The 16,643-nt window shown below is 73.3% G+C and carries 20 protein-coding genes; 12 read left to right on the top strand and 8 right to left on the bottom strand.

The genetic code is table 11. From position 1 onward, the window contains the following. Positions 1-10 precede the first annotated feature (10 nt). On the top strand, positions 11-385 hold the full coding sequence (locus tag ACFO3J_RS07115; RefSeq protein WP_386427240.1) for a CU044_2847 family protein: 375 nt from the start codon (positions 11-13) through the stop codon (positions 383-385). Positions 386-416: 31 nt separating this feature from the next. On the opposite strand, the gene ACFO3J_RS07110 is transcribed toward ACFO3J_RS07115, so the two are convergent. After that, on the bottom strand, positions 417-1,115 hold the full coding sequence (locus ACFO3J_RS07110) for a PhzF family phenazine biosynthesis protein (protein ID WP_386427238.1): 699 nt from the start codon (positions 1,113-1,115) through the stop codon (positions 417-419). 192 nt (positions 1,116-1,307) lie between these two features. On the opposite strand from ACFO3J_RS07110, the gene ACFO3J_RS07105 reads away from it, so the two are divergent. Further along, on the top strand, positions 1,308-2,102 hold the full coding sequence (locus ACFO3J_RS07105) for an SDR family NAD(P)-dependent oxidoreductase (RefSeq protein ID WP_386427236.1): 795 nt from the start codon (positions 1,308-1,310) through the stop codon (positions 2,100-2,102). 350 nt (positions 2,103-2,452) lie between these two features. Next, complete coding sequence (locus ACFO3J_RS07100; protein ID WP_386427234.1) at positions 2,453-2,671, top strand: DUF5133 domain-containing protein; 219 nt, start codon at positions 2,453-2,455, stop codon at positions 2,669-2,671. Between the two features lie 66 nt (positions 2,672-2,737). On the opposite strand, the gene ACFO3J_RS07095 is transcribed toward ACFO3J_RS07100, so the two are convergent. Both ACFO3J_RS07095 and ACFO3J_RS07090 read right to left on the bottom strand, forming a co-directional pair. Continuing rightward, the gene (locus ACFO3J_RS07095; RefSeq protein ID WP_386427232.1) at positions 2,738-3,229 is read right to left on the bottom strand and encodes a DoxX family protein; all 492 of its coding nucleotides are present in this window, start codon (positions 3,227-3,229) and stop codon (positions 2,738-2,740) included. Positions 3,230-3,454: 225 nt separating this feature from the next. Further along, positions 3,455-3,703 (bottom strand): DUF5133 domain-containing protein, encoded by a 249-nt coding sequence (locus ACFO3J_RS07090; protein ID WP_386427230.1) that lies wholly within the window; start codon positions 3,701-3,703, stop codon positions 3,455-3,457. Positions 3,704-3,995: 292 nt separating this feature from the next. On the opposite strand from ACFO3J_RS07090, the gene ACFO3J_RS07085 reads away from it, so the two are divergent. Both ACFO3J_RS07085 and ACFO3J_RS07080 read left to right on the top strand, forming a co-directional pair. Beyond that, entirely contained in the window at positions 3,996-5,867 is a 1,872-nt protein-coding gene (locus ACFO3J_RS07085) for a serine/threonine-protein kinase (protein ID WP_386427228.1), read from the top strand. Positions 5,868-5,997: 130 nt separating this feature from the next. Further along, a complete protein-coding gene (locus tag ACFO3J_RS07080; protein WP_386427226.1) occupies positions 5,998-6,870 on the top strand; it encodes a hypothetical protein in 873 nt (290 codons plus the stop codon). Here the strand turns inward: ACFO3J_RS07080 and ACFO3J_RS07075 are convergent. Next, complete coding sequence (locus ACFO3J_RS07075) at positions 6,851-7,630, bottom strand: DeoR/GlpR family DNA-binding transcription regulator (RefSeq protein WP_386427224.1); 780 nt, start codon at positions 7,628-7,630, stop codon at positions 6,851-6,853. The two genes, ACFO3J_RS07080 and ACFO3J_RS07075, sit on opposite strands and share 20 nt — an antisense overlap. 81 nt (positions 7,631-7,711) lie before the next feature. Between ACFO3J_RS07075 and ACFO3J_RS07070 the strand changes: the two genes are divergently transcribed. Further along, positions 7,712-8,932 carry an MFS transporter gene (locus tag ACFO3J_RS07070; RefSeq protein ID WP_386427222.1) on the top strand — a complete coding sequence of 407 codons (1,221 nt, stop codon included), beginning with the start codon at positions 7,712-7,714 and terminating at the stop codon, positions 8,930-8,932. Between the two features lie 26 nt (positions 8,933-8,958). Here the strand turns inward: ACFO3J_RS07070 and ACFO3J_RS07065 are convergent, their stop codons facing one another. After that, positions 8,959-9,300 (bottom strand): STAS domain-containing protein, encoded by a 342-nt coding sequence (locus ACFO3J_RS07065; protein WP_386427220.1) that lies wholly within the window; start codon positions 9,298-9,300, stop codon positions 8,959-8,961. Positions 9,301-9,555: 255 nt separating this feature from the next. Between ACFO3J_RS07065 and ACFO3J_RS07060 the strand changes: the two genes are divergently transcribed. The 4 genes from ACFO3J_RS07060 (at position 9,556) to ACFO3J_RS07045 (ending at position 13,327) form a co-directional block, all read left to right on the top strand. Beyond that, positions 9,556-9,957 carry an ATP-binding protein gene (locus ACFO3J_RS07060; protein WP_386427218.1) on the top strand — a complete coding sequence of 134 codons (402 nt, stop codon included), beginning with the start codon at positions 9,556-9,558 and terminating at the stop codon, positions 9,955-9,957. Between the two features lie 107 nt (positions 9,958-10,064). After that, the gene (locus ACFO3J_RS07055; RefSeq protein ID WP_386427216.1) at positions 10,065-11,945 is read left to right on the top strand and encodes a glycoside hydrolase family 15 protein; all 1,881 of its coding nucleotides are present in this window, start codon (positions 10,065-10,067) and stop codon (positions 11,943-11,945) included. An 84-nt stretch (positions 11,946-12,029) separates the two neighbouring features. Further along, entirely contained in the window at positions 12,030-12,746 is a 717-nt protein-coding gene (locus ACFO3J_RS07050; RefSeq protein WP_386427214.1) for a hypothetical protein, read from the top strand. A 14-nt stretch (positions 12,747-12,760) separates the two neighbouring features. Then, on the top strand, positions 12,761-13,327 hold the full coding sequence (locus ACFO3J_RS07045; RefSeq protein WP_386427212.1) for a metallophosphoesterase family protein: 567 nt from the start codon (positions 12,761-12,763) through the stop codon (positions 13,325-13,327). Position 13,328: 1 nt separating this feature from the next. On the opposite strand, the gene ACFO3J_RS07040 is transcribed toward ACFO3J_RS07045, so the two are convergent. After that, entirely contained in the window at positions 13,329-13,580 is a 252-nt protein-coding gene (locus tag ACFO3J_RS07040; protein ID WP_386427210.1) for a hypothetical protein, read from the bottom strand. Positions 13,581-13,836: 256 nt separating this feature from the next. Between ACFO3J_RS07040 and ACFO3J_RS07035 the strand changes: the two genes are divergently transcribed. Continuing rightward, positions 13,837-14,301: an ATP-binding protein gene (locus ACFO3J_RS07035; protein WP_386427208.1), complete on the top strand. Its 465-nt coding sequence runs from the start codon at positions 13,837-13,839 to the stop codon at positions 14,299-14,301. Between the two features lie 81 nt (positions 14,302-14,382). Here the strand turns inward: ACFO3J_RS07035 and ACFO3J_RS07030 are convergent, their stop codons facing one another. Next, positions 14,383-14,571 carry a hypothetical protein gene (locus ACFO3J_RS07030; protein ID WP_386427206.1) on the bottom strand — a complete coding sequence of 63 codons (189 nt, stop codon included), beginning with the start codon at positions 14,569-14,571 and terminating at the stop codon, positions 14,383-14,385. Positions 14,572-14,744: 173 nt separating this feature from the next. Between ACFO3J_RS07030 and ACFO3J_RS07025 the strand changes: the two genes are divergently transcribed. Further along, the gene (locus ACFO3J_RS07025) at positions 14,745-15,638 is read left to right on the top strand and encodes a helix-turn-helix domain-containing protein (RefSeq protein ID WP_386427204.1); all 894 of its coding nucleotides are present in this window, start codon (positions 14,745-14,747) and stop codon (positions 15,636-15,638) included. Positions 15,639-15,661: 23 nt separating this feature from the next. Here ACFO3J_RS07025 and ACFO3J_RS07020 read toward each other — a convergent pair whose 3' ends face one another. Continuing rightward, on the bottom strand, positions 15,662-16,558 hold the full coding sequence (locus tag ACFO3J_RS07020) for a phosphatase PAP2 family protein (RefSeq protein ID WP_386427202.1): 897 nt from the start codon (positions 16,556-16,558) through the stop codon (positions 15,662-15,664). Positions 16,559-16,643: the final 85 nt, after the last annotated feature.

Raw genomic sequence — 16,643 nt, 5'->3', positions numbered from 1 at the left:
AGAGGACCCCATGTCTGACGCGGTCGAATTCCGGCTGGCCGACGGAACCGTCGTCCTGGTGGCTCCTCCCGGGCGGGCGGGCAGTGGCGCCGTCGGCCTGGGCGCCCGGCTGGAAAGCGCGCGGCAGACGCTGCGCGAGGCACTGGCGCCGGTGACCGCCGCCGCGTCCGAGGCGATGGACGAATTCCGGCAGCTCGCCCACCGGCCCGACGAGGTGGAGATCAGCTTCGGTGTCGTGCTGGACGGCAAGCTGGGCGGGATCATCGCGACCGCCAACGCCAGCGCCCACCTGGACATAACGCTCCGCTGGCACGCGTCCGCGACTCCCGAGGCGTCCTCGGCAACCGAGCCGCCCGAGGCTCCGGCCCGGCCGGGCGGTGACTGACCCGCCCGCCGGACCGGACCGGGCGCGCGGTTCAGCCGGCCGGGACGTCGACGGTCTCGAATTCGACGGTCCGGACTTCTTCGAGGTGGACGCGTCCGCCGATGTCGATCGTGCCGTCCGCCCCTGGGGCGGTGAGGATCTGGGAGCCCCTGCCCTGGGTGATGTTGAGGGCGCGGCCGAGCCGGTGGGTGAGCAGGAGCGCGGCGGCGCCGGTCGCCTCGTCCTCGTCGACGCCGTCGCCGCGTCCAGGGAACGCGCGGGCGCGGACCCGGCCCGCGGCTTCGTCCTGCCAGCTCCACGCGTACACCCACTCACCCGGCGGCGGCACCTCCAGGGCGTCGATCCCGGCGGGCGATCCGTACTGCCGCAAGGTGCGCGGCGGCGCCCACTCGGCGCGCGCGGTGATCCAGCTGAACTCACCGTCGTCGCGCGCGAAGACGTCCCCCACCTCCAGTTCGAGGACCTCCACGTCGAGCAGCCAGGCGGCGCCGACCAGTGGATGGCCGGCGAACGGCAGCCGCAGTCCCGGGGTGAAGATGTCCAGCACGCCACGCTCCGGATCGTCGACGAACACCGTCTCGCTGAAGCCGAGCTGCCGGGCGAGCGCCTGCCGGGACGCCCGGTCGGGCACGAGTGCGCCGTCACGCACCACGCCGAGGGTGTTGCCGTGGGCGCCGCCGGGGCCGCGGAAGACCCGGAGGACGTCGATGTCGATGCGCGCTGTGGTCACGGGGGAATTGAAACAGGCCCCGGTCCGGGCCGTGCCGGGGTGTCGCCCCCGCGGGCGGGCACGGTGTCACCCGTACGCTCTGCGGGGACGGGCCCGATCCCACGGGGCCGCCCCATGGCGTGGAGCGCCGCGGGCCGACCGGCTCCCCGGACGCACCCGCCGCCGGCGAACACGAGAGCGGAGCACAGGGCAGTGAATATCGACCTTTCCGGGAAAACCGCGCTGGTCACCGGGTCGTCGCAGGGCATCGGGCTCGCCATCGCCGAAGGGCTGGCCGCCTCCGGGGCCCGGGTCGTCCTCACCGGCCGTGACGAGGAGCGGCTCGCCGGGGCCGCCGAGCGGGTGGGCGCCGCCGGGCCGGACACCGAACCGGTCGCGGTGGCCGCCGACATCACCACCGACGAGGGCACCGCGCGGCTCCTGTCGGCCGCGCCCGACGCGGACATCCTCATCAACAACCTCGGTGTCTTCGCCTCCCGCCCCGCGCTGGAGATCACCGACGACGAATGGCGCCGCTACTTCGAGACCAACGTCCTGACCGCGATCCGGCTGACCCGCCACTACCTGCCCGGTATGACCGAGCGCGGCTGGGGCCGGGTGCAGTACATCGCCAGCGACTCGGCGGTGGTCACCCCGATCGAGATGATCCACTACGGCATGAGCAAGACCGCCCTGCTCGCGGTGAGCCGCGGCTTCGCCAAGGCGGCGGCCGGCACCGGGGTCACCGTCAACAGCGTGATCGCCGGCCCGACCCACACCGGCGGTGTCGAGGACTTCGTACGCGAGCTGGTGCCCGGGGACCTGTCGTGGGACGAGGCCCAGCGGACCTTCATGCGCGAGCACCGGCCGAATTCCTTGATCCAGCGGCTGATCGAGCCGGAGGAGATCGCCCATATGGTGGTCTATCTCAGCTCTCCGCAGGCCTCGGCCACCACCGGTGGCGCGCTGCGCGTCGACGGCGGGTATGTCGACGCGATCCTTCCGTAGCGGCTTTCCCCGGTGCCCGCCCCGGGGCGGGCCCGGCGTTCGGCGACGTGATCCTCGTTACACAATCGGGACACAACACCTCTTCGGCCGAGCGTCTTCGAGCAGTCGGAGCATGCGGCGGCCTGCCCGGACGCGTCGATGAAGCACCAGGTCAGAGCGGTCCACCGGTGCTCGGGCCGGGCGGACCCGGGGCGCCGTGCGGCCCGCCGCCGGGCCATGCGGCCGGTCCGCCCGGTGGTGCGACGGCGCGGGCGGAGCGCGCGGACAGGCGTGTAAGGAGCGCGCCGGGGGCAGGCAACTTATGCAGCCGTGGATGCACGGCGAGCGGCTGCGCCGAGGAGGAGGCAGTCATGATGTGGGCCAATCCCGCTGTCCTGCGGGAGCTGATCGAACGTTACGAACGCCTGAGCGCGGAGGTCGACGACGACACCGCGACGCCGCAGGTGAGCAGTCAGTTGCGGGACACCGCCTACACGCTGTGCGTGTCCACCGGCACCCGCGACATCGAAGCGGCACTGGACGCCGCACGCGACCGGATCGGCGCGATCGCCGGACCCGGCGCGGTCTGAGCACTTTCCCGGTGGCCGCCGCCGACAGCGCTGTGGCGGTCGGCGGCGGTCCGGGCGAGCCGGGGCTCAGGGGGCCTCGGCGCCGGCGGTGGGGGCGGAGGCGGTGACCGGGTCGGGCGCCGGGTCGGGCGCCGAAGAGGCCCTGCCTCTGGCCAGCAGCCAGGACAGGGTCCAGGTGCCGGGACCGACGACGGCGATCAGCAGGAAGCTCCAGCAGAACAGGACGGACAGTTCGCCGCCGTTCTGGATCGGCCACAGCGAGTTCTTCTGGTGGACCGAGAAGTAGGCGTAGGCCATGGAGCCGGAACTGACCACGGCGGCCACGCGGGTGCCGACCTCACCCACTCCGATGAACACCAGCACACCGCCGGTGAGTTGGATGAGACCGGCCCACCAGCCGGGCCAGGTGCCCACGGAGACCCGGCCGCCGCCGGTCCCGGCGAACAGGCCCAGGACGGTCACCGAGCCGTGGCAGACGAAGAGCAGGCTGATGACCATCCGGTACAACGACAGGACGGGGGCGTTGGCGTCGTCGAGTCTTTTGCCGATGTCTAACACGGGATCTCCTACGAGTCAGGTGCAGAGCCGGGCGGACGGACGACCGGCCCGGAGGGCGTACCGCGGACGTACCGCGTCCTCCGGGTGACGGTCAGTGCGACGACTCGTACGCACGGGCGACCCGTAGCGTTCAAAGGGTGGGCGAAGTTGCCGGTGTGGCCACCGGGGCCCGCTGGGCGGGGAGTTGCTGGAGCGGTCCCCGACCGGCTGTGCCCGGTCCGTGGCTTAGGACGCGGTCCCGGTCAGTTCCCCGGCCGCGGCGGGGACTTCGGCGCGGCTCTGGGCGATACGGTTGCGGGCCACCGCGAGCGCCAGGCCGGCGTCGCGGGTCCCGGTGGTGACGCACAGGGTGTAAGCGGTGTCGCGCAGCTTCGCCTGGAGTTGGGCATCCGTCTGACCGGCGAGTTCGAGTTGGCGGAGCCGCTCGTAGCGCTCGACGAGCGTCTGCAAGGTGGTCGGGTGGGCCCAGATCATCACTGCCTCCAATGCGCGGCCGCTCACCGGGTCGTACGCGGCCAGGAACGCGTCTGCCCCGCCGCCGCGCGTCCATGCGCACGGGGACGGCCGGTGTGTCCGGGGCCGCCGGCGGTCCCGGCGGGCTCCGCGACGACGTCAGGCCTCCATTGGCGCCCACCTTCATGTCCGGGGCCGTAACGCAACGCAGCTTTCGGACAGATGGGGCCGGACCGGCGGATGACGACGGTCCCGGCACACTCACGTCGTGTGAGGACAGGCACATGGGTGCGAGCTGAGGCATGATGACCGCATGGCAAGCGACGGGGGAGAAACGGCCCCCTCCTCACCGCCGCGGGACATGATCGCCGATCGGTACCGCATCACCGACAGGCTCGGGCGCGGCGGTATGGGCACCGTATGGCGGGCCACCGACGAACTGCTGCGGCGGCAGGTCGCGGTCAAGGAACTCCATCTGCCCGACGAGGGGTTGTCGGCCCGCCAGGCGGCGCTGCGCCGGGAGCGGGCGCTGCGCGAGGCGCGTACGGCCGCGCTGATCCGGCATCCGCATGTCGTGGTCGTGCATGACGTGGTGGAGCATCAGGGGCACCCGTGGATCGTGATGGAGCTGATCGACGGCAGTTCGCTGGCGCGCGTGCTGGAGCGGGACGGTCCGCTGCCGCCGCGTGAGGCGGCCAGGGTGGGTGCCGCCGTGGCGGGCGCGCTGCGGGCGGCGCACGAACGCGAGATCCAGCACCGGGACGTGAAGCCGGCCAACATCCTGATCGAGCACGAGTCCGGCCGGGTGGTGCTGACCGACTTCGGTATCGCCCGGGTGCCGGGCGCCGGCACCATCAGCGAGACCGGCGGCTTCGTCGGCTCGCCCGAGTACACCGCCCCGGAGCGGATGTCCGGGCGCGGGGCGGGCCCGGCCTCGGATCTGTGGTCGCTGGGCGCGCTGCTGTGTGCCGCCGTGCACGGTGAGTCACCGTTCCGCCGTGACTCGATCGGCGAGATCGTGCACGCCGTCGCGATCGACGAGCTCACGCCGCCGGCGGAGTTGGGACCGCTGCTGCCGGTGGTCCTGGCGCTGCTGGACCGCGATCCGGTCAGCCGGATGGGCGCCGTCGAGGCGCAGCGGCTGCTGCGGGCGTTCGCGGAGACCGGCGAGGAGCCGGCGCCGCGGGCCCGGGAAGCGGCGGCGCGGCCCGAGCCGGGGCCGGGACCGGCGGCGGACGCGGCCTCGCAGGCGGTGTCCACGCCCGGGCCGGAGCCGCGGCTGCCGCCGGCCGTCGATCCGCTCACGGCGGCGCCCGCCGAGGAGGAGTCCGCCGGGTCAGCGGCGACCGGGGCGGCCCGGGAGGCGTCGGACGCCGCGGCGTCCGCCGGCGACCGCGCCGAAGCGTCCCGCTTACCCGCCGCCGGCAGGCCGTCGTCGCACCGCGCCCGGGGCCGCAAGCGCAAGGGCGGGATCCAGGTGGTCGCCGTCGGCGCCCTGGTCGTGCTGGCCGTGAGCACCGGCACGGTCGCGACGTTCCTGGTGAGCCAGCGGGGATCGGACAGCGGCGCGGGAGCGGCGCCGGCGACGCCTCCCCCGTCCGGGGGCGCCTTCGCCCCGCCGACCGGCCGCTATCCCGCGCCCGGAGACGGATTCGCCCCGCCCGGCGACGGATTCCCGCCGCTGGGCGGCGACGGCCCGTTCAGTCCGCCGCCGGACGGCCAGGGACCGCCGCCCGGCGCTCCGGGGACCCCGCCGCTCCCGCCGGGCTTCCACCGCGTCTCCGACCCGGCGGGCTTCTCGGTGGTCCTGCCGCCGGCCTTCGTCCGCGAGGCCCAGCCGCCGCATACGTACTACTGGTCGCCCGACCACATCGTGCGCTTCGGCGAGCGCGAGCGGCGGCCGTATCCCGGCGGCGCGTACGCGGCGCTGAAGGCGGAGAAGGCGGCCGGACCGAGGACGTACCCGGGCTACCGGGACGGGTCGCTCACCAGCACTCAGGAGCACGGGCTGCCCGCCGTGTTGTGGGAGTTCGGCTACGAACAGGGCGGGGCGCGCGTCGCCTTCGAGCTGTGCTGGACGGAGAACGGCCGGATGTTCGACATCTCGCTGTCCGCGCCGGCGAGCTGGACGGAGCGGGCCCGCGGCACCTTCGAGATCGCCCGGGGCAGCTTCCGGACGGGCTGATCCGGTCGGCCGTTCCGACGGGCTGATCCGTCGGGCTGATCCGGGGGGGCTGGACGGCGGTCGCCGGACGGGGTGGGCGCGTTGTCAGTGGTCGGCGGTAGCTTTGCGACCAGTGATCCGGGGAGGGAACATGGGTTTTTCCGGCGACTTCGTGCTGGCCCGCAGCGAGCGGCCGTTGATGGAGCTTCCGCAGTTCGGCGCGGGCGCCTCATGCGGGACGTGCGAGGGCGGCTGCTTCCGCCCCTGCGCGGAGCTGACGGACGGCTGGCAGACGGTGCGATCCCGGCACGGCTCCCCGATCGACGGCATAAGGGACTGGCTGCGCCGGCTGGTGGCGGAGACCGGCGCGCCCGCGCTGCTCGCGAGGGTGATGGACAGCGACATCTGCCAGGTGTGGGGCCTCGCGCCGTCGGGTGCGGCCTGGACCGCGTTCCTCGATCCGGTCATGGCCGCGGACTACGACATACCGGTCCCCGGCCCGGAGGAGGTCCGCGCCACCGCCGGCCGCGTCGCCGGCTGGGCGGCCGAGGCGGGATTCCGCGCCGAGCGGGCGGCCCTGCTCTCGGTGCTGACCAAGCGCGCGGACCCGTTCGTGGAGGACCTGTTCTTCGAGCTGATCGAGGCCTGCGGTCTGCCGCCGGTCGATCCGGCGGCGGCGGGCGACGAGCCGGACCCTCCGGCGCACCCGGGCCACCGTCCGGACGCGAACTGTCCGAGCGGCGCCGAGCTGGAGGCGGCGGTGCTCGATCTGGCGCGCGACCGGCACCTGGTGCTGGAGTGCGCCGGCGACGACCAGTGCTACGCCCAGGTCTGGCTGCGGCCGGACGGAACATATCAGCTGGAGTACCGCGACCGCGGTCCCGCCGAGCACTACTGGACACGGACGGCGTCGGTGGCGCAGGTGATCACCGCCCTGACCGGCTGGGTGGCCGGGGAGGTGGCCTGGCGGGAGTCCTTCGACTGGACGTCGCTCGCCTCGTGGTTCACCGAACCGACGGCGTGAGGCCGGCCCTTCGTACCGTCACCCCGGCGGCGGCCAGCGCCTCGGTCTCCTCGCGCGGCGCCGCCTCGTCGGTCACGACCGTGTGCAGGGCGGACGCCGGGGCGACGAAGGCGAGCGCGGTACGGGAGAGCTTGGCGGCGTCGGCGACGGCGATCACCCGGCGGGCGGAGCTGATGGCGGCGCGCTTGGTGGCGGCCTCGGCGAGGTCGTAGGCGGTCAGGCCGTCGGCGGCGGTCAGCCCGCAGCAGCCGAGCACGGCGGTGTCGAAGCGGACCGCGGCCAGCGACGCCTCGGTGAGCGGCCCGGTCAGGGCGAGCTCGCCCGGGCGGGGCTCGCCGCCGGGGACCAGCAGCCGCAGCCGCGGCGCGCCGGTCAGGGCGTTCAGCGCGTGCAGCGACAGCGGCATGACGGTCAGCCGGCGCTGTTCGAGCGCGCGGGCGACCTCCAGGCAGGTGGTGCCGCTGTCGATCAGGACGGTCTCGCCGTCGGTGATCAGCCCGGCCACCTCGGCGGCGATCCGCCGTTTGACGTCGAGCCCCTCGGTGGCCCGCAGCGCGAAGGGCGGTTCCTCGCCGCGCAGCATCAGGCTCCGGGCGCCGCCGCGATAGCGCTCCAGGACGCCCTGCTCGGCCAGGATCTCCAGATCGCGGCGGACGGTCATCTCCGAGGCGCCGGTCACGGCGGCCAGCTCGCTGACGCTGAGCCGGCCGGCCTCGCCCACCGCCTCGGCGATCCGCCGGTGTCGTTCGCTACTCACCATGCCCTTATTCAACCACCGAACAGCTATGTTGTTCAAAAGTGGCCCTTCCGAACAGCATCAGCGTTTGTTATGTTCACGGTCATGCAGAGATCCCTCCGCGCCGCGCGGATCGCCACCTTCGTCTACTTCGCCCTGAACGGCTTCGTCCTCGGTATGTGGGTGGTGCACATCCCGGCGATCGAGCACCGGGCCGGCATCAGCCACGCGGTGCTCGGCTCGCTCCTGCTGCTGCTCGGCGGCGGGGCCTTCGCGGGGATGCAGCTGGCCGGCCCGCTGGCCGACCGCTTCGGTGCCCGGGCGCTGGTCCCGCTCGGCGGCGCGCTGTGCGCCGCCGCCGTCGTCCTGCCCGGACTCGCGCGCGGCGGCTGGACGCTGGGCGCCGCCCTGCTCGCCCTCGGCCTGGGCAACGGCTGCCTGGACGTCAGCATGAACGCGCACGCGGTCCAGGTCGAGCGCGGCTACCGGCGGCCGGTGATGTCCGCCTTCCACGCGGTCTTCTCGCTCGGCGCGGTGGCCGCCTCGCTCATCGGAGCCCGGACGCTGAGCTGGGGCTGGAGCGCGCCCGCCACGCTGGGCGGCACCGCGCTGGTGGGCGTGGCCGTCGCGCTGGCGACGGCGCCGGCCCTGCTGCCGCGCGAGCCGGTCCCCGCGCCCGCCGACGGCGCGCCCGAGCCGGGCCGGCGCCGTACGCCGCCGCGGATCTGGGGACTGGCCGCCGTCGCCCTGATGGTCATGCTGTGCGAGGGGGTCGCCAACGACTGGAGCGTGCTGTCGGTACGGGACGTGCTGCACGCGTCGGCGGCGACCGCCGCGCTCGCCTACGGCGCCTTCTCCACCGCCATGACCGCGGGCCGGCTGGTCACCGACCGGGTGTCGGCGCGGTTCGGCCCGGTCGCGGTGGTGCGCGGCGGCGCCTCGACAGCGGCGGTGGGCATGACCGCGGTGGTGTTCGCCCCCTGGATACCGCTCGCGCTGGCCGGCTGGGCCGTTTTCGGCATCGGCCTGTCGGGATGCGTGCCCCAGCTGTTCAGCGCGGCCGGGCACATCGACAAGGACGCCGCCGGCGCCAATGTCTCCCGGGTCGCGGGCCTGGGCTACCTCGGCATGCTGGCCGGCCCCGCCGTCATCGGCGGCCTGACCCGCCTGGTCCCGCTGAATCTGGCCTTCGTGCTCCCACTGGCCTTCTGCGTGATCGCCGCGGCGGCGGCCGGTCTGCTGGGCGAGCCCTCCCCCGAAACCACCGCGCGGGCCGGCGCCACCGATCCGGCGGCGCCGGCCTCCGCGCGTACACCCGCGTCCTGACGGTCGGTGCGCCGCCGCCGGCCGGATCAGCCGGCGAGGGGCGCCGCCTTGGCCGCCTCCACCGTCGGATAGATCGTCAGCACCTGGTCCATGCCCACCATCCTGATGAGGCGTTCCAGCACCGGCCGCGGCGCCGCGATCCGCAGATCGGTCTGCCGGCGGATCGCGAGCAGCACCCGCAGGAAGCTCGAATCGCCGAAGGTGATGCCGCTGGCGTCCAGGACCACCGCGGGGCCGTTCAGCGCGGCGCGCTCCAGCTGGAGGGTCAGCGGGAGGAGATTGTCCAGGTCCAGCTCGCCCTGCGGGACCACGACCTCGATGTCGGAGCCGGTGGCCGGCGCTGCGGGAGCGCTCTCGTTGATCGTCATGCGCGGGAGTATGCCCCGGGGTCCGGAGTTCAAAATCGCTCACCCGGACGGGTGAGCCGCGCCTCTCGGCCCCACCCGCTCCCCCGGCCCCGTCGCCCGCCCCCGGCGCGGCTGCTGGTGTGCGGCCCCGGTGCGGGGGTACGCGCCAGGACGTCGGCGGAGGCACCGCGGGCAGGGGGCCGGCAGGACAGGACACAGCGTGGCCGGCCGGCGGGCGCCGCCCGCCGGCCGGGCGGCCCTTGGGAGGCGACGATCGTGCGGATCAGTGAGGTCTACGGCAGCGAGACGACGGCCATAGCCGAGGCCAGAAGACTGGCCTCAGGCTTCTTCGGCCGCGTCCACACCGAACGCGCCCTGGCGGTCTCGGCGCACGCCGTCGAGACCACGCAGCTCGTGGTGAGCGAGCTGGTCACCAACGCGATCCGGCACACCACCGGGCCGTGCCGGCTGGACCTGGAGCTGATCGACCACGCGGTGGACATCACCGTGTGGGACACCTCCCCGGCCGTGCCGGACGTCCCGGCCCCCGACCCGGCCAGGGTCGGCCGGCACGGCATCGAAGTGGTCCTGGCGCTGTGCGGCGCCCTCCAGGTCACCCAGCAGGCCTCGGGCAAGCAGATCAGCGTCCGCATCGCCCTGGAACCGCTCCCGGCCTGACCGGAGTCCGGCCGCCGCGGGCGGGCCCGCGCCGCCTCGATGCGCGCCCCGGCGCGGGTGGCGTGACGATGGAGGTGGCGGGGGGCCGCCGGAGACGGGATCACGCGATGAATCGAGTCGGAGCCGAGTACCTGGTCGGAGAGGACTACCTGCCCGTCGCCGAACACGGGCTCATCGGCGATCTGCGGACCGTGGCGCTGGTCGGCACCGACGGCCGGATCGACTGGTTCTGCGCGCCCCGCTTCGACTCCCCCAGCGTCTTCGGCTCGCTGCTGGACGCGCGCAAGGGCGGCCACTGGACCATCCGCCCGGACTGCGAGCAGGCCAGCAGGCAGCAATTCTACTTCCCGGAGACCACCATCCTGATCACCCGGATGCTCACCGAGGACGGCATCGTGGAGATCCAGGACTTCATGCCGGTGGTCCGCGCCCATGACGAGGGGCACCGGCAGCGGCTGGTGCGGCGGGTGGTCGGCATCCGCGGCCGGATGCGGATGGCCGTGGAGATCGCGCCGCGCCTGGACTACGGCCGCGCCAGGCACCGCACCGCCCTGCTGCCGACCGGGGTGCGGTTCACCGGGGACGAGCTGAGCGTCACCGTGCACAGCGATGTGGAGCTGCGGGCGGAGGGCGACGACGCGCGCGGCCGGTTCACCATCGAGGAGGGCCAGACCGTCCTGTTCGTGCTGCACACCGCGGACCCGGTCGATCCGGCGGCCGGTGACCCGGGCACGGCGGACGCGGACGGCGTGGACGAGGAAGCCGTGGACGCGCTGTTCCGCGCCACCACCGCCTTCTGGCACGGCTGGCTGCGGCAGAGCACGTACCACGGGCGGTGGCGGGAGATGGTGCACCGCTCGGCCCTCACCTTGAAGCTGCTCACCCATGAACCCACCGGAGCGGTGGTGGCCGCCCCGACGCTCGGACTGCCCGAGCACATCGGCGGCGAGCGCAACTGGGACTACCGCTACGTATGGATCCGCGACGCGGCCTTCTCCCTCTACGCGCTGCTGCGGCTGGGCTTCACCGACGAGGCGAAGGCCTTCATCCAGTGGCTCACCGCCTGTCTGCACAACGCCGACGGGGCGGAGAACGGGCCGCTGCGGGTGCTGTACTCCATCGACGGGCACGCCCGGCTGCCCGAGACGACACTGGACCATCTGGAGGGCTACCGCGGCTCGCGGCCGGTGCGGATCGGCAACGACGCGGCCGGCCAGCTCCAGTTGGACATCTACGGCGAACTCATCGACTCCATCTATCTGTTCAACAAGTACAGCGTGGGGATCTCGCACGACAGCTGGATGGACCTGTGCGGGATCGTGGACTGGCTGATCGACCACTGGTCCGCGCCCGACGAGGGGATCTGGGAGACCAGGGCCGGGCCGCAGGACCACACCTACTCCCGGCTGATGTGCTGGGTGGCCGTCGAGCGGATGATCAGGATGGCCCGCCAGCGCGGGCTGCCCGGCGACCTGGTGCGGTGGTCGCAGGCCCGGGACCGGATCTACCACCAGATCATCGACCGCGGCTGGCACGAGGAGGCCGGCACCTTCGTGCAGCGCTTCCGCGACGGGCCCGGCGGGCCCCATCCGCCGGTGGTGGACGCCGCGCTGCTGCTGATGCCGATGGTGAAGTTCCTCTCCCCCGACGATCCGCGCTTCCGCTCCACGATGGACGCGATCGAGGACCAGCTGGTGATGGACAGCCTGGTCTACCGCTACGACCCGTCGATGAGCCCGGACGGGCTGACCGGGCCGGAGGGCACCTTCTCGATCTGCTCCTTCTGGTGGGTCGAGTCGCTGACCCGCACCGGCCAGATCGAACGCGCCCGGCTGGCACTGGAGAAGACCTTCACCTACGCCAACCACCTGGGCCTGTACGCCGAGCAGATCGGTATGACCGGCGAGCACCTGGGCAACTTCCCGCAGGCCTTCACCCATCTCGCCCTGATCAGCGCGACCACCAACCTGGACCGGGCCATGCGCTGACCGGGCCGCCGGCATGCGATCACGTACAGCGGGAAGGTCACGTCGTGGCGCCATCGGATCGCGCCACGACAGGAGATCTGACTGATGACGCGAAGCCGCGCCGACGCGCCGACCCGGCACCCCCGGCACGAGCGGCGGGGGGAGCCGCGGCTGCCGGCCGTCGTCGCGACGCTGGTGGCGGTCGGGTTGTACGTGGCCCTGCCGCAGCGGCTGCTGATAGCGCCGCGCTACATCCTCCCGGCCCTGGAACTCCTGCTCCTGATACCGCTGGTGGCTTTCAACCCCCGCCGGCTGACCCGCCAGACCCGTGCCACCAGGGCGCTGTCCCTGGGGCTGGTGTTCGTCATCGCGGCCAGCAACCTGGTCGCGCTGGGACTGCTGGTCCGCGATCTGGTGTCGGCCGGCTCCTCGGACGGCAAGTCCCTGCTGCTGGCGGCCCTGCAGGTGTGGCTGACGAATGTGATCGTCTTCGGGCTGGCCTACTGGGAGCTGGACCGGGGCGGACCGGTCAGCAGGACCCAGGCCCCGCGGGCCGAGCTGCCGCTGGCCGACTTCCGCTTCTCCCAGGACGAGAACCACGACGCGGTGCAGGAGGTCGCCGACGGCGCGAGCGTCAAGTCCGACTGGGTGCCCACGCTGGTGGACTATCTGTATGTGTCCGTCACCAACTCGACCGCTTTCAGCCCGACCGACACCATGCCGCTGTCCAGCCGGATGAAGCTGCTGATGTCGGTGGAGAGCGTGTCGGCGCTGGTGACGTCGCTGCTGGTCGTCGCCCGCGCGGTCAGCGTGCTCCACTAGGAAGGAACCGCCGGATGCGGCTGCTGCTCACCACCGACACGCATCTGCCCGGGCGGGCACGGGAGTTGCCCGCCGAACTGCTGGCGGAGGTGGACCGGGCCGATGTGGTGTTCCACGCGGGCGACTGGGTGGACACCGCGACCCTCGATCTGCTGGAGTCCCGGGCCCGGCGGCTGGTCGCGGTCTTCGGCAACAACGACGGCGCGCCACTGCGCGCCCGGCTGCCCGAGGTGGCGGCGGTCGGGCTGGGCGGGCTGCGCTTCGCGGTCGTGCACGAGACCGGGCCCGCGCGGGGCCGGGAGGAGCGCTGCGCCGAACGCTTCCCGGGCGTGGACGTCCTGGTGTTCGGCCACAGCCACATCCCGTGGGACACCACGGCGCCCGGGGGCCTGCGGCTGCTCAATCCGGGCTCGCCGACCGACCGGCGACGCCAGCCGAACTGTACGTATATGACGGCCGAGGTGGCCGGCGGCCGGCTGTCCGCGGTGCGGCTGCACGGCCTTCCCCCGCGGCGGCCCGCCGCGGGGGACGATGCGGCGGGAGGTCCCCCCGGACGCCCGCGCGCCCGGGAGGACCGGTGACTCACGGGTTGAGCGGGTGGCCGCCGTCCCCTTCGACCACGACGCGTCCGGTCGCGTCTTCCTCGTCACGGTCGGCGATGGTCACGTCGATCTCGCCGTCACCGGTGGTGTCGAACTGATAGAGATCGGCCTTGCCGTCGCCGTCGGTGTCCGTCATCCACACATCGGGTTTGCCGTCCCCGTTGGTGTCCGCGCTGAGCAGCACATGGTGCTCGTCCCCGCGGGTCTCGACTGCGTCTGCTTCAGTGTTCATGAGGGCCTGTTGCCCGAGGGGCCCGGCCGGAAACCGACAAGGAGGCACCCGCGTCTTCGTTTCGGGGGCCATCCTTCGGCAAGGCGCAGGATAGGCCGGAACATTCGACCCGCGGAAGAACCGGATGAGCCAACAGCGGTCCGGGCCGACGCGGGCGGCCGTACCGGCACGGTGAACCGCCAGGACCCGACCAGTCTCAGCGCACCGTCCCGTGAAGACAGAGCTGTTCGAAGCCATCCGAGTCATGGGGGAAGCGATGAGCGCATACCGGCGCGGCGTCGGCGGGCCGCCCGCGGTCGAGCTGTCCGTGGTATCCGGCGCGGACCTGCTTCCGGTCGCGGCGGCGGATGTACGTCAGCGGGTCCGGCGGGCCCTGCTGGACAGTGGTGAACGCTGCGACCCGATTCCCACCGAGGACGCGCTGTTGGTCGCCTCCGAACTCGCCACCAACGCCATCGTGCACGGCGGCGGTATCACCGGCTTCCAGGCCGAGGTGCTCGACGGTGTCCTCGTGCTGGCCATCAGCGACAGCGCCGATGTCGTCCCCACCATGACCCGCCGCCTTCCCGGCGACTCCCGGCCGGGCGGCTACGGCTGGCCGATCATCCAGCGTCTTGCCCACCGCGTGGTGGTCGAGCCGCGCCGGAGGGCCGCCGGGGAGGGGCCTTCCGGCGCCGGGCCGGTGGGCAAGACCATCACCGTGACGCTGCCGCTGCGCTGAGGACAAGGCCCCGGCCCGGCACAGCGGTGGCCGCCCCGGACCCGGGGCGGCCACCGCTTCCGTCCGACCCGCGCCGGGTCCTCAGCGGAGCAGGACGATGAGCGCGGCGGCCAGGATGACCAGGATCGTCGCCGAGAGCATCATGATCCGGCCGACCCTGACGGCGCCGGACACGGCCGCGTGCTCGGCCCGCGCGTGGTGGTGATGGGTCCGCCCGCCGGCGCCGCCTCGGGCGTGGGCGCTGTCGCTGCTTGTCTCCGTAGGCCACATGCAGACCGTCTGACCGCTCAGCGCGATTCCACCTCTCCCGGGGCGAAAAATCAGACGGGCGTACGGTCGCGGGAGCCGGCCGGTCCGGCCCAGCGGCGGCGCCGCCACCCGGGGTCCGGCAGTACCCCCCAGCGGCGGGGCGGCCGGAGCCGGTCCGTCGTAGCGTGGAAGACATGACGGACGAGGGCTCCACTGCGGGCGACAAGGGCGAACTGCGGGAGTTCCTGCGCACCCGCCGGGCCCGGATCACCCCCGAGGAGGCCGGGCTGACCCCCGCGCCGGGAGTCCGGCGGGTGCCGGGGCTGCGGCGGGAGGAGGTAGCCCAGCTCGCCGGGGTGAGCGTCGACTACTACGTGCGCCTGGAGCGCGGGCGCGGCAGCAATGTGTCCGAGGCGGTCCTGGACGCCATCGCGCGGGCGCTGCGGCTCAACGACGACGAGCGCGGCCATCTGTTCGCGGTGGCCCGGCCGGCCCGCACCCGGCCCCGCCCGCTGCCGCCGCAGCGGGTCAGGCCCGGTCTGTACCGGGTGCTGGAGACCATGACCGAGGTGCCCGCGATCGTCGTCGGGCGCCGTACCGACGTGCTGGCCACCAACCGGCTGGCCCGGGCGCTCTACACGGACTTCGACGCGCTGCCCTACCGCGAGCGCAACATGTCCCGCTTCATCTTCCTGGACGAGGCCGCCCGGGGGCTCTACCCGGACTGGGAGGAGGTGGCCCGCTCCAGCGTCGCCACCCTCCACCTCTACGCCGGGCAGCATCCGCACGACCCCCGGCTGGCGGAGCTGATCGGTGAGCTGTCGGTGCGCGACCCCGACTTCCGCCGCTGGTGGGCGGACCACGATGTGCACCGCCGCACCTTCGGCTCCAAGCGCTTCCACCACCCGGTGGTCGGCGACCTCACCCTGGACTACGAGGCCCTGACCGTCACCGGTGACCCGGACCAGGTGCTGGGCCTCTACACCGCCGAACCGGGCAGCCCGTCCGAGGAGGCGCTGCGCCTGCTGGCCAGCTGGAGCGGCGAGGTCGCCACCGGCGACCGGCCGCACCTGCCGCTGCCGGGCTGAGGCACCCGGACCGGCCGGCCGGGTCAGGCGCCGGGACCGGCCTCGGTCCGCGGACCGGCCTCGGGCCGGAGCACGGGTCCGCTGAGGGCCACCGGAGGCTTCGACCACCGGTCACCGGGGGCCCGGTAGGCGGGCTTCCCGCTGAGGACGCGCTGGATGAGGAAGCCCAGCGCCAAGGTGAGCGCGCCGCCCGCCGCGTCGGCGATGAAGTGATTGCCGGTGGAGAGGATGACGACGAAGGTGGCCACCGGGTAGAGCGCGCCCAGCACCCTGATCCAGGTGTGGCGGGCCAGGAAGGCCACGGTGATCCCGCTCCACGCGGCCCAGACGATGTGGACGGACGGCATCGCCGCGTACTGGTTCGACACCGTCGAGACCGCTTCCGAGCCGATCGAGCCCCAGGTGTGGTGTTCGACCACGGTGTCGATGAACCCCTGGTCGGACAGGAAGCGCGGCGGGGCCAGCGCGAAGAAGGCGAAGCCGAACAGGGCGAGCAGCGTCGCGGTGTACAGCGCGGTGCGTCCGGCCCGGTACTGGGCGGGCCGGAAGGTGTACAGCCAGATCAGCACGAGCGGCGTCACGAGGAAGTGCAGGCTGGCGTAGTAGTAGTTCATGCTGACGACCAGCCACGAGACCTTGTCCACCGCGTGGTTGAGCGTCAGTTCCAGGTCGATGTGCAGCAGGCGCTCGGTGTGCAGGATCTCCCGCGCCCGGTGCATGGCGGCCGTGCGGTGGGAGGGCACATAGCGGCGGGTCCGGCTGTAGGCCAGATACAGCCCGACCGTGAAGACCAGCTCCACCAGCAGATGGGGTCTGCCTCTGCGTCGCATCCGGTCCGGCAGCAGGGGTCCGAACTTCCGTCCGGCTTCCGGTTGCGCGGAACTCTCCGCCACGGTCTCGACCGGGCGCGTCGCGGTCACAAACGCTCCCCTCCTCGCACGGTTCATGGCTCACGGCTGGTCGGCGCCGGCCCTCCTGCGGATGCCGCGCGCGGGGCGCGTCGCT

The sequence above is a fragment of the Streptomyces polygonati genome (assembly GCF_042650325.1).
Classification (GTDB): domain Bacteria; phylum Actinomycetota; class Actinomycetes; order Streptomycetales; family Streptomycetaceae; genus Actinacidiphila; species Actinacidiphila polygonati.
Note: the sequence above shows the minus strand (reverse complement) of the source record. Positions and strands in the feature narration are given on the sequence as shown.

Coding starts and splice junctions, on each gene's coding strand:
- ACFO3J_RS07115 (WP_386427240.1), top strand. CDS start 11: ATGTCTGACGCGGTCGAATTCCGGCTGGCCGACGGAACCGTCGTCCTG.
- ACFO3J_RS07100 (WP_386427234.1), top strand. CDS start 2,453: ATGATGTGGGCCAATCCCGCTGTCCTGCGGGAGCTGATCGAACGTTAC.
- ACFO3J_RS07090 (WP_386427230.1), bottom strand. CDS start 3,703: ATGATCTGGGCCCACCCGACCACCTTGCAGACGCTCGTCGAGCGCTAC.
- ACFO3J_RS07085 (WP_386427228.1), top strand. CDS start 3,996: ATGGCAAGCGACGGGGGAGAAACGGCCCCCTCCTCACCGCCGCGGGAC.
- ACFO3J_RS07080 (WP_386427226.1), top strand. CDS start 5,998: ATGGGTTTTTCCGGCGACTTCGTGCTGGCCCGCAGCGAGCGGCCGTTG.
- ACFO3J_RS07075 (WP_386427224.1), bottom strand. CDS start 7,630: ATGGTGAGTAGCGAACGACACCGGCGGATCGCCGAGGCGGTGGGCGAG.
- ACFO3J_RS07070 (WP_386427222.1), top strand. CDS start 7,712: ATGCAGAGATCCCTCCGCGCCGCGCGGATCGCCACCTTCGTCTACTTC.
- ACFO3J_RS07065 (WP_386427220.1), bottom strand. CDS start 9,300: ATGACGATCAACGAGAGCGCTCCCGCAGCGCCGGCCACCGGCTCCGAC.
- ACFO3J_RS07055 (WP_386427216.1), top strand. CDS start 10,065: ATGAATCGAGTCGGAGCCGAGTACCTGGTCGGAGAGGACTACCTGCCC.
- ACFO3J_RS07050 (WP_386427214.1), top strand. CDS start 12,030: ATGACGCGAAGCCGCGCCGACGCGCCGACCCGGCACCCCCGGCACGAG.
- ACFO3J_RS07045 (WP_386427212.1), top strand. CDS start 12,761: ATGCGGCTGCTGCTCACCACCGACACGCATCTGCCCGGGCGGGCACGG.
- ACFO3J_RS07040 (WP_386427210.1), bottom strand. CDS start 13,580: ATGAACACTGAAGCAGACGCAGTCGAGACCCGCGGGGACGAGCACCAT.
- ACFO3J_RS07035 (WP_386427208.1), top strand. CDS start 13,837: ATGAGCGCATACCGGCGCGGCGTCGGCGGGCCGCCCGCGGTCGAGCTG.
- ACFO3J_RS07030 (WP_386427206.1), bottom strand. CDS start 14,571: ATGTGGCCTACGGAGACAAGCAGCGACAGCGCCCACGCCCGAGGCGGC.
- ACFO3J_RS07025 (WP_386427204.1), top strand. CDS start 14,745: ATGACGGACGAGGGCTCCACTGCGGGCGACAAGGGCGAACTGCGGGAG.